The 10624-nt window shown below is 74.3% G+C and carries 8 protein-coding genes, 1 tRNA gene and 1 pseudogene; 3 read left to right on the forward strand and 7 right to left on the reverse strand.

The genetic code is table 11. The features are described 5' to 3' along the window. The coding region (locus ABWK99_RS08985) for a helicase HerA-like domain-containing protein (protein ID WP_372594360.1) at nt 1–1753 on the forward strand (1753 nt) is incomplete at its 5' end. 11 nt (nt 1754–1764) lie between these two features. Here the strand turns inward: ABWK99_RS08985 and ABWK99_RS08990 are convergent. From ABWK99_RS08990 to ABWK99_RS09000, 3 genes are all read right to left on the reverse strand, one after another. Next, nucleotides 1765–2694 carry a YceI family protein gene (locus ABWK99_RS08990; protein ID WP_372594361.1) on the reverse strand — a complete coding sequence of 310 codons (930 nt, stop codon included), beginning with the start codon at nt 2692–2694 and terminating at the stop codon, nt 1765–1767. Between the two features lie 82 nt (nt 2695–2776). Beyond that, a complete protein-coding gene (locus ABWK99_RS08995) occupies nt 2777–4450 on the reverse strand; it encodes a metallophosphoesterase (protein ID WP_372594362.1) in 1674 nt (557 codons plus the stop codon). A gap of 60 nt (nt 4451–4510) precedes the next feature. Beyond that, on the reverse strand, nt 4511–7066 hold the full coding sequence (locus ABWK99_RS09000; RefSeq protein ID WP_372594363.1) for a hypothetical protein: 2556 nt from the start codon (nt 7064–7066) through the stop codon (nt 4511–4513). A 200-nt stretch (nt 7067–7266) separates the two neighbouring features. Here ABWK99_RS09000 and ABWK99_RS09005 point away from each other — a divergent pair, with 200 nt between their 5' ends. After that, a complete protein-coding gene (locus ABWK99_RS09005; RefSeq protein WP_372594364.1) occupies nt 7267–7740 on the forward strand; it encodes a hypothetical protein in 474 nt (157 codons plus the stop codon). Nucleotides 7741–7817: 77 nt separating this feature from the next. On the opposite strand, the gene ABWK99_RS09010 is transcribed toward ABWK99_RS09005, so the two are convergent. The 4 genes from ABWK99_RS09010 to ABWK99_RS09025 all read right to left on the reverse strand — a co-directional run bounded on the left by ABWK99_RS09010 (nt 7818) and on the right by ABWK99_RS09025 (nt 10282). Beyond that, a tRNA-Ala gene (locus ABWK99_RS09010) sits at nt 7818–7890 on the reverse strand. A gap of 102 nt (nt 7891–7992) precedes the next feature. Further along, the gene (locus tag ABWK99_RS09015; protein ID WP_372594365.1) at nt 7993–8685 is read right to left on the reverse strand and encodes a histidine phosphatase family protein; all 693 of its coding nucleotides are present in this window, start codon (nt 8683–8685) and stop codon (nt 7993–7995) included. Further along, entirely contained in the window at nt 8682–9071 is a 390-nt protein-coding gene (gene rsfS, locus ABWK99_RS09020) for a ribosome silencing factor (RefSeq protein ID WP_372594366.1), read from the reverse strand. The genes ABWK99_RS09015 and rsfS overlap by 4 nt, the downstream gene beginning before the upstream one ends. Further along, entirely contained in the window at nt 9071–10282 is a 1212-nt protein-coding gene (locus ABWK99_RS09025; protein WP_372594367.1) for a hypothetical protein, read from the reverse strand. Before ABWK99_RS09025 ends, rsfS begins: the two co-directional genes overlap by 1 nt. On the opposite strand from ABWK99_RS09025, the pseudogene ABWK99_RS09030 reads away from it, so the two are divergent. Continuing rightward, nucleotides 10260–10624: pseudogene (locus tag ABWK99_RS09030) on the forward strand (hypothetical protein); the annotation flags it as partial. The gene ABWK99_RS09025 and the pseudogene ABWK99_RS09030 overlap by 23 nt on opposite strands.

Raw genomic sequence — 10624 nt, forward strand, 5'->3', positions numbered from 1 at the left:
GGCTCTGGCGGCCGCCGAGGCCGCCGAGGCCAAGGCCCGCGCCCTCAAGGCCGCCGTGGCGGCCGGCGCGACGCCCGGCGTGCCCGAGCCGGCGGCCGGCCCCACCGGGACCCCCGAGCCGGCGCCCGCGGCGCCCGAGCCTGCGGCGCCGCAGTCCGCGTGGGCCCAGGAGGTCAGCACGGCGTACACCTTCGGGGCAGGCCTTCCGCTCGGGGCCCTCGTCGAGGACGGGACCGCTGCGCCCGGGGCCCAGGTCGCCCTCCCCCTGGCGATGATGAACCGTCATGGGCTCGTCGCGGGCGCCACGGGAACCGGGAAGACGAAGACCCTCCAGGTGATGGCCGAGGGACTGTCCGCAGCCGGTGTCCCCGTGTTCGTCGCGGACATCAAGGGCGACCTCTCCGGCCTCATGGTCCCTGGCACCTCGAGCGAGAAGCTCCTCGAGCGCACGACGAGCATCGGCCAGGACTGGACCGCGCGGGGGTTCCCCGTCGAGCTCTACAGGCTCGGCGACCAGGGCACCGGCACCCCGATCCGCACCACCGTCACCGACTTCGGCCCGCTGCTCCTGTCCAAGGTGCTGGGCCTGAACGCGACCCAGGAGTCGAGCCTCGGCCTCATCTTCCACTGGGCCGACACCCAGGGTCTCGCCCTGCTCGACCTCAAGGACCTGCGCGCGACGATCACCTACCTCGTCTCCGACGAGGGCAAGGCGGAGCTCAAGGGCATCGGCGGTCTCTCGGCCGCCACCGCCGGCGTGATCCTCCGGGAGATCGTCGGGCTCCAGGCGCAGGGAGCCGACGTCTTCTTCGGAGAGCCGGCCTTCGAGACCGGCGACCTGCTGCGCACGGCTCCCGACGGACGCGGGGTGATCTCCGCCCTGGAGCTGCCGAGCGTGCAGGACCGCCCTGCGCTCTTCTCGACCTTCCTCATGTGGCTCCTCGCCGACCTGTTCTCCGAGCTGCCGGAGGTCGGCGACGCGGCCGAGCCGAAGCTCGTCTTCTTCTTCGACGAGGCGCACCTGCTGTTCACCGACGCCTCGAAGGACTTCCTCACCGAGGTGACCCAGACGGTCCGGCTGATCCGGTCCAAGGGCGTCGGCGTCTTCTTCGTCACCCAGACGCCCAAGGACGTCCCCGCCGACGTGCTCGCCCAGCTCGGCAACCGGGTCCAGCACGCCCTGCGTGCCTACACGCCGGACGACGCGACGGCGCTCCGGGCCACGGCGCGCACCTTCCCGAACTCCGACTACGACCTCGAGGAGCTGCTCACCACTCTCGGCACCGGCGAGGCGCTGGTGACCGTCCTCTCCGAGAAGGGCGCACCCACGCCCGTGGCGTGGACCCGCCTGCGAGCCCCGGAGTCCGCGATGGCACCGGCCGGGGCCGAGGCGATGACGGCCCTGGTCGCCGCCTCCCCGCAGGGCGCCAGGTACGCGACGGCCGTGGACCGCGAGTCCGCCTACGAGCTCCTCACCGCCCGTGCGGCGCGCGCCGAGGCCGACGCGACCGCTGCTGCCGCGGCCGAGACGGCACTGAAGGAGGCCGAGGCGGCAGCGGCGGCGGCGAAGAAGGAGGCCGCCGCGCGGGCGAAGGAGCTCGAGCGCATCGAGAAGGAGATGCAGCGCGACGCCTCGAGCGGACGCAGCTCCTCGCGCCGGTCGACGAACCCGCTCGACTCGTTCCTGCGCTCGGCCGGCACCCAGCTGGGTCGGGAGATCACCAGGACGATCTTCGGCACGCGTCGGCGCTGAGGCGCGAGGGCTCAGCGCGTCAGGTCGAGCCGGAACTCCACCGAACCGAGATCGTCCACCGTGACGAAGGTGCCGGTCGGCACGGTGATGCCGAGCTCGGTCAGCCCGATGCCGATCTCGCCGACCGCCTCGAGACCGTCCGTCGTCCGCTGGACCTGGATCGACGCGGTCACCTCGAGCGAGGTGTCCCGGATCGTGAGCGTGCCGGGGACCTCGACCGCGACCGGCTCGGTCGCCGTCGAGAGCGCTGCCACGTCGACGCTGCCGGTGAACACGAACCGCGCCTCGGGATAGGTCGTCGTGTCCAGCGCCCGGCGGAAGAACGCGTCGCGCGAGGCCTGGTCCGTCGTGATCGTCGCCGTCTGCACGACGACCGTCGTCGCGGTGAGGTCCGTGCCGGTGATCGTCACCGAACCCGAGACGTCCTCCGTCCGGCCGACGACCTGGGCCGACTGGTCACGCGTCTCCCCGACCCGGTAACCGGCCTGCGAGCCCTCGGCGACCTGCCAGACGCCGTCCAGGACGAGCGGGACGTCCGGGTCGTTGCTCGGTGCGCTCGTCGGGGTGGTGAGGGCGAGGGGCTCGGGTGCAGGAGCGGACCGGACCTTCGCGAAGACCCACGAACCGCCCGTCACCACGACCACGACGAGGACGACGGCGGCGAGGGTGAGGGTGATCCACCGGCGCCGGTGCTCCGCGGGGACATGTCGGGTCTCGACCGTGGAGATCGACCCGGTGGCCGTCGTGATCGTCTCGACCGTGAGGATCGAACCGGAGTCGGTCGTCGTGGTCTCGACGGTGGATCTCGGCCCGCCGGCGGGAGTCAGCTCCTCGTCGGTCTCCGGGACCACGCCGTTCTCCCCCGTGGTGGTCGGGAGGTCGTCGGCCTGGGGTCGTCGGAGGTCGCGTCGGCGCGGCACCGGGACCTCGCCGTCGACCACTCGCCCACCTCTCGTCCGTGTCCGGCCCGGGACGGACCGACCCACAAGGGTACCCGCTGGCCACGGGTACCCGTCCGGACCCTCAGACAGGATCACCCCATCGGGGTGCACTCACCGGGCGGACCGGCCAGCCCACGGCGGGGCCCACCGCGACGGTCCCGTCGGGGCGGACCTGGACCACACGACTGTCGGAGATTGCCCCGCTCGCCCTGTCGAAGCGCAGGATCGTCAGCTCCGCCGTCCCGTTCAGCGGGCCGACGGTCGGTTCGTTGAGGATCGCTCCCGCCGTGCTGCTGCTCACGTACCGCACCCCTTCACCGGTCCACAGCGGGCCGATCCTGCGGTGCCAGTGCCCGGAGACCTGTGCGGGCACGCACCCGCGTTCCAGGGCCTCGGTGCCGACGTCCGGGTCGTGCACGAGCAGCAGGTCGACGTCACCGTCCGTGCACGCGACGTCCGCCAGCCGGTTGCCGACCTCGGCGACCCCCTCCTCGCCGACCCGCGAGGTCCCCGAGCCCACCCGGGTCTCGTGCGGGTCGCTGTCGCCCAGGATGCGCAGACCCGCGACCTCGATCACCTGCCCGTCCAGCACGCGTGCGCCGGCGGCCCGCTCCTGCGCTGCGGTCTCGGCGCTGTCGTGGTTCCCGTCGGCGATGACATAGGCCGTCCCTGCCGGCACGGCGGCGGCGAAGGCGTCCACGCAGTAGGACTCGACGGAGGTCCCGTCCATCGTGCTGTCCCCGGCGTTGAGCACGAGGTCGGCGTCGGACACGGTCGCGAGCCGGCCGATCACCCGGGCCATGCCCACGTTGCAGTGCAGGTCGCTGACGACGACGGCGACGATCGGGTCCTCCGACGTCGCCGCGTCGGCGTCCGTCGTCGCCGAGGGACTGATCAGCGCAGTCCGCTCGGCAGCAGCGGCCTCGACCTCCGCCCGGTCCGTCCACGCCTCGTCGAGGGCCGTCGCGGCACCGTCGTAGAAGGCCTCGTTCTCCCGGTAGGCGGTCACCGCGTACCCGCCGTAGGTGTCGATCAGCCCGGCGAGCCGGCCGGTCAGACGAGCGCCCTCGAGCGGTGTGCCGTCGAAGACGGCGGAGGCCTGACGGTCCTCGCCCGTCGCGGCGGTCCGGGGAACGCTGGCGCTGAGCGTCCCACCCGCGACGAGGACGAGGACGACTCCTGCGCTCACGGTGCGGCTGTGCCTGCCCCACGTGGCTGCGAGCTCGACCCGGCGCGAGGGCCCCAGCAGCCAGCGCAGCGCCGCCAGCGAGAGAAGGAGCGCAGCGGCGAGCAGCCCGGCGCGGGTGAGCGCGTCCAGGACGAGGGCCTCGATCGCGGCGCCGAGCGCCTCCTGCGGGGCGGAGAAGAGCTCGAGGTACTCCTGGAGGTCGCTGCTGAGGTTCTCCAGCGTGGTGGCGAGGTCGACCGTGGTCAGGGAGGCGGGGATCTCCTGCACCGTGACGCGCGCGCCGAGCACCGGGACGGGCGAGTCGATCACGAGCGTGCCGAGCGGGCCGAGGTCGACGGTCGCGGCCCCGTCGACGGTCACGGCGTAGCGCGCGAGGTGCGGCCCGAAGGTTCCCTCGGCTGTCGCCGTCGCGACACCCCAGGTCAGCGAACCGAAGACGATGAGCGCGACGAGAGCAGCGACCCGCCATCGACGTCGACGCCGCGAGGGGACGAGGTCGAGGTGCGAGTCCATGGCGTCGGTGGGGAGGGGCGAGGCGTCGGACATCGTGTGCCAAGGATCGTCCATCCCGAGCGCCTCGGCCACCGAGGCCGGACGGCGTGTTCGCTCACGGCGAACACGCCGTTCTCAGGGGGTGCGCAGGAGGTGCTCGAAGGCCGCCGCGTAGGCCGGCACCCGGGGGTACCCGCCGTGGGTGCCGATCTGCGGCAGGTACCCGCTCGTGTCGATCTCCTCAGCCGACCGGTCCAACGGCCCGCCGACGAAGCTGCTGACAGGGAACCCGAGGTAGTCGGTCCGCCGCCACAGGGAGAGCCATCGCACCTCGCCGTCGGGCGAGGTGAGCAGACCGGTCAGTGCACCCTCACCAGGCTGCCGAGCCGCCACGTGACCCGCGTCGTGCACGAGCGCGTCGCGCCACGGGTCCGCCGTGAGGAGCCCGGCACCCACGCTCGGCGGAGTGCCCAGGACCTCGGGTCCGAGCAGCTCAGGGAACATCCGGCCGAAGTAGGCCCGCAGCTGGCAGCCGTGGGTGAGCAGGCTGAGCCGGGCGGTGACCCGCGGTCCGTGCTCGACGCGCGTCGCGAAGATGCTCGCGACCGCCAGCACTGCTCCGAGGCTGTGCGCACTGATCACGACCCGTGCCGACGACGGGGCCCGCCTGCTCCCGGCAGGAATCGGGCCGATCCAGGTGGCGTACCGCCGGACGAGCTCCGGTACCACCCGTTCCGCGTAGCACGGCGGCCCGAAGGGGTGCCCGGTGCGGGGCAGGAAGCACATGAGGTCCCAGACCAGCCCCAACGGCCGCGAGCGCCCGACGGCCGCTCCCCCGACGAGGCCGATCAGCACCAGCAGGCCCACGCCTCCCGCACCCCAGGCCGCCCCACCGGCGATCGCGGCGTACAGCTGCTCGGCCCACCCCGCCGGGACGCTCCCGTCGACCTGGGGTGGGCCCAGATCGGGCCGCAGCGCCACCAGGACCGTCACGCCGAGTGCCAGCACCACGCTCACGGCGGAGGCGACCGCGAGGACTCCCGTCAGCGGCTCGGCACGGTGGGCGACCGCTGCCGCCCACCGGCTGCGCAGGACGGCGTCGCCCGCGCCGGGACGGTCCTGGACGCCGGGCCCGAGGTGGTCGGGCCCGGCCGACGGCGTGCTGCCGGTGCTGGCGGCGCGCGGGAGGCTGCGTGAGGTCCGCAGCGCTGCGACGGCGCCGACGAGGAGGACCAGGAGCACCGCGATCCCGATCGCCGCCCCGAACCAGACGTAGACGCCGGGGATGGTCAGCGCAGGCTCGACGACGGGGCACGCGGCGTCGCAGCCCGTGCGGTCGGGTGCCGGCACCGTCCCCGGGACGGTCAGGGGCGCGTGCAGGAGCTCGCCCGCCGAGCGCGAGCCGTTGAGCCAGTCCCCCACGCCCACCACGACCATGCTCGAGAGCGTCAACGCCGCCCCCAGGGCCAGGACGAGGAAGACGGCCGGCGCGCGGCCACCCCACGCCTCGTACCGCCGGTCGGCCCCGCGGCGCCACCACAGGGCCGTGGCGGTCAGCACGAGCAGGAGCAGCGTCATGACCGTCGGGGCGACGACGAGACCCGCGGCCCGGGCCCGGACCCCCGGAACGGTCGCGAGCAGCACCAGGTGCACCGTGAACAGCAGGACCGAGGCGACCGTGACCCGGGTGACCGTCCTGGCCAGTCGTCGCCCGCCGGGAGTACCCGGCTGGGCCGCGACGGCACACCGGCGCGAGGCGAGCCAGAGCGTGATCGCCAGGAGGCCGGCGCCGCCGCCGGCGAGGGTCACCGTGAACACCACCGCACCCCCGTCACCGACCTGCGGGGCTGCCGTGATGACGACGAGGAAGCACAGGCCGGCAGCGATGTGCACCCGGCCGAGCAGCGCGGTGAGCCGGGCGTTCGACCAGAACCCCGGCGTCGCCAGGGCAGGGGCGTCGGCCGGCGCCGCCCGCACGCCGTAACCCTCGGGAAGTGCCGCGAGCTGCTCGTAGCGGCTGCGCGTCGCTCCCGCCAGCGCGGCGAGCAGGACGAGCACGGCGACCGGCGCGAGCGCACCGATCACGAGGCGCTGCCCTGCCCCCAGTCCGGCGAGCCCGTCGAGGACCGAGGGCAGGCGGGCGCACCAGCGCGCGCCCCCCGCGAAGCACTGCGCCATCACGAGGTCGAGGCTGACCACGGACGTCGTTCCCAGCAGCAGGAGCGTGAGGGTGAGGGAGAAGACCCGGAGCGCTGCGGCACTCGCGTCGTCCTGCCAGCCCCCGGCCCACGCCCGACCGCCGGCGAGCCGCCTGCTCCAGAAGGCGAGGTTGACCAGGCCGAACGGGACGAGCAAGGCCCAGCCGACGCGCGAGGCGGCCCCGACGACGGCCCCGAGGCCCCCGTGACCTCCGACCGAGGTACGCGCCAGGCCGCCCCAGGAGTAGGCCTCGCGCACGACGCCGTCCGGCACGTGCCCGCGCTCCCCCGGCACCATCCGCTCCCGAGCGGCGGCGCTCGGCCGCCAGAAGCTGCCGAGGGCATCGCCCGCCACTCGCTCGACATCCGCCGGAGCGAGGTCGAGGGCCTCGGGTGGCGCCGTGTTGTTGACGCCGTGGACCCGCAGCTCCAGCACGGGAGCGGGATCGGGCGCGGGCGAGCGTCGCCACCGTGAACGATGCGCTGCCGTCATCCTTGCCCCCTCGCGGGTGGGACGCCTGGTGCCACGGTAGCCCGCCCCGCTGCGCCGTCGGAAGGACGGCAGCCGCACCGCGATTCACCCGGATGCGCGGCCTCCCGCACGCCCCGGCACGGATCTCACCGCAGGCGGGTCGCCCATCGGGCAGTCTGGTGCACGGACCGACGCCACCGACGCAGAAACGGGGACCCACGATGTCGACCTACGCCTTCGACAGCACGGCCACCGACGCGGGCAGCGTGATCCTCTTCATCGTGTTCGCCGTGTTCTACCTCGCGCTGATCGCCTTCGGCTTCTACATGTACTGGCGGCTCGTGGCCAAGGCGGGTTGGCCGGGGTGGTACTCCCTCGCCCTGCTCATCCCACTGGCGAACATCGTCTTCATGGTGATGTTCGTCTTCAAGGAGTGGCCGATCGAGGCGGAGAACCGGATGCTGCGCCAGCAGCTGGCCTACGGGGGCTACGGCTCCGGCGTGACGGAGTCCTCGCGATTCGGCTACCCGGCCGCCCAGCCGGGCTACCCCACACAGCCCGGCTACCCCACACAGCCCGGCTACCCGACGCAGCAGGGGTACCCGACGCAGCCCGGCTACCCGACGCAGCCCGGGTACCCGACGCAGCCCGGCTCCCGGGAGCAGGGTGGCGGCTTCGCCGGGCCGACGGCCTGAGCCGGGGGCCGCACCTGCGGCCGGAACGCGAGAAGGGCGCCCAACCAGTGGTCGGACGCCCTTCTCGTACCGCAGGGTGGAGCTGAGGGGACTCGAACCCCTGACCCCCTGCATGCCATGCAGGTGCGCTACCAGCTGCGCCACAGCCCCGTTTCGCTCCGAGGAGCGGGTTGGAGTCTAAGCGATCCGACGGGCCGAAGGCCAATCGGCCACCGGCCCACCGCCGCGGTCCCCTGGCCCGACGCCGAGCGCTCAGGTGCGCAGCGCGTCGGCGGTGCTGGACGGCAGGCTCTCCGGAGGCATCCCGGCGTTCCACTCGTCGACCGCGACAGCCGGCCCGAGGTTGTGCGCCTCGAGGAACCACGAGCCCGGGGATCGACCGCTCGGACGCACCAGCGACCAGTGCGCGTTGTGCAGGCCCGCGACGAGGCGCCGGTTCGCGTCGAGGCCCAGCAGGGCGCCGATCCCGAGCCCGATCGCAGCCCCGTGCGCGACGACCACGAGCGTCTGGTCGGCGTCGAGCGACTCGGCGTGCCGCACGACGGCGGCCCCGAAGCGCTGCGCCACCGCCGCTCGGGTCTCCGCACCGGTGCGGTGCGGGTCGCCGCCCGCGCGCCAGACCGCGAACTGCTCGGGCCATCGGGCGTCGATCTCCTCGGCCGTGAGACCTTCCCAGTCACCGAAGGACCGCTCGCGCAGCTGGGGGTCGGTCTCGACCGGGACACCGCTCAGCCCGGCCAACGCCTCGGCCGTGCTCACGGCGCGTCCGAGGTCGGAGGAGACGATCCGGTCCGGAAAGAGACGCTGGGCGAGGTGCTGGGCCCCTTGGACCGCCTGCCAGCGGCCCACGTCGTCCAGGGGGATGTCGATCTGCCCCTGCATGCGACCGGCGGCGTTGTAGGCCGTGCGGCCGTGCCGCCAGAGCACCACCGCCCGGGCGGTCATGCCGTCGGCCCGCCGTCACCACCGCGCGCATCGGCGGGCAGCTCGATCACCGGGCAGTCCGACCAGAGCCGCTCGAGGGAGTAGTACTGGCGGTCCTCGGCGTGCTGGACGTGGACGATCACGTCGCCGAAGTCGAGCAGGGCCCACCGGGCCTCACGCACGCCCTCGCGGCGCAGGGCCTTGATCCCTCGCGCGTGCAGGACCTCCTCCACGGCGTCGACGATCGCGGCGACCTGTCGCTCGTTGGTCCCCGATGCAAGCAGGAAGACGTCGGTCAGGACGAGCCGTTCGCTGACGTCGAGGGCGATGATCTCCTCGGCCTTGCGGTCGGACGCGGCGCGTGCCGCCGTGAGGGCGACGTCGAGGGCATGGTCGGTAGCGGGCACTAGATCCCTGTCGATAGGAGGTGGAGGACCCCGAGGGAACCAGGATCCACCAGGGTGGCCCGCACCGCCTCGGAGGTCGCCGGAACGGACTGGCTGTTGTCCTGCAGGAGCACCATGACGATGAGCATCCCGAGCACGAAGGCCACCACGGCGAGCGCGATGATGTGCATCCAGGTGTAGACCCGGGCCGGCTGCTCGCCCGGCTCGTCGTCGGACTCATCGGCGCCCGATTCCTGGCGCCCCGTGCTGCCGGCCGCTCCCTGGGGGGTGCTGCCCTCGCCCGGTACCGGCCAGGCGGGCGAGACGTCCGTCCCTGCCCGCGAACCGACCGACGGCACCCAGCGAGGAGCCGGGGCAGGGGTGGAACCCGCCGCGGACGGCACGGGCACCGGGCCGGACTGCTCGTCCGCGGGCACCGCCCGGGCGGGCGGTTCTGCCTCACCCGTCCCCACGACGGAGCTCCACCGCGGGATCGGGACCGGAGCGCTCTCCGCTGCGCTCGCCGCCGCAGCGGCGCGTGCCTCGGGCCCGGTCCCCGGCGCGCCGGGTCCCTCCTGCGGATCGGCGATCGCGGCCTGTCCCGCGACGGACTCCGACACCGATCCCCATCGCGGGGCAGGCACGGGCTGCTCGGCCGACACGGCGCCCCCGACGGCGGCGCCCGCCCGTGCACCGGGACGTGCGGCGCCGCGCTCCCGCTCGGCACGCAGGATGTTCTCCCGGGCCTGTCGCTCGAGCTCGACCTGCGCTGCCCGCTGCTGCGCCACGGCGGCGTCACGTGCCCTGGCGATCTCGTCCGCGCGCTCCCGCGCCTCTCGCTCCGCCTCCGAGGCCGAGGGAACGGAACCGCCGGCCGCCGTCGGCGCCTCGCTCCTGGTGCTCACCAGCGGCGTCGCGGTGCCGGGCCCGGAGTCCTCGACCTCAGCGACCGGGAGGGCGGCAGGCGACTGCGCCTGCGCGGCCACCTGCTCGGCGAACCGTTGCGCGCGTTCCTGGGCCGCCCGCTCGGCGTCGGCCCGCTGGATGGCGGCGCGCTGGGCCTGACCGCGTTCGACCCCCCGTCGGGCGGCCTCCTCGCGCTCGGCCTGAGCCCGAAGGGCCTGGGCCCGAAGAGCCGCGGCGCGCGCCTCGGCCGCCCGGACCTCGCTCGAGGCAGGCTCGACCCTGCCGAGCGTCCCGTCCGCGTTGATGCGTCGGATACCGCCGGTCATCGTCGGCGGGACGACGTCGGGGACGGCACCCGTCTCCGAGGTCGCCGCGCGCAGCTCGCGACGGGAGCGGGGACGTCCCGCGGCAGCCGATGGCGTCTCGGGACGCACCGTCGGCCCGGCGTTCGCCGCGGGACGTGTCGGCGTCGTCGGCCGAGCAGGCACCGCCGGGGCAGGCGTCGACGGCCTCGCGGACGCGGCCGGAGCAGGCGCGGCCGGCCTCGCGGGCGCCTCGGAGCTGGGCGTGGTGCTCGGAGCCTGCTCGCGCGCCGCCGCTGCGGCGCTCTGCTCCCTCAGCTCCCTGCGCGAGCGGGGGCGCGTGCTCGGCGCCGGCGCTGCGTCGAC

The organism is Actinotalea sp. (assembly GCF_041597215.1).
Classification (GTDB): domain Bacteria; phylum Actinomycetota; class Actinomycetes; order Actinomycetales; family Cellulomonadaceae; genus Actinotalea.

Coding starts and splice junctions, on each gene's coding strand:
- ABWK99_RS09015 (WP_372594365.1), bottom strand. CDS start 8,685: ATGACCGCCCGGGCGGTGGTGCTCTGGCGGCACGGCCGCACGGCCTAC.
- ABWK99_RS09000 (WP_372594363.1), bottom strand. CDS start 7,066: ATGACGGCAGCGCATCGTTCACGGTGGCGACGCTCGCCCGCGCCCGAT.
- ABWK99_RS08995 (WP_372594362.1), bottom strand. CDS start 4,450: ATGGACGATCCTTGGCACACGATGTCCGACGCCTCGCCCCTCCCCACC.
- ABWK99_RS09025 (WP_372594367.1), bottom strand. CDS start 10,282: ATGACCGGCGGTATCCGACGCATCAACGCGGACGGGACGCTCGGCAGG.
- ABWK99_RS09005 (WP_372594364.1), top strand. CDS start 7,267: ATGTCGACCTACGCCTTCGACAGCACGGCCACCGACGCGGGCAGCGTG.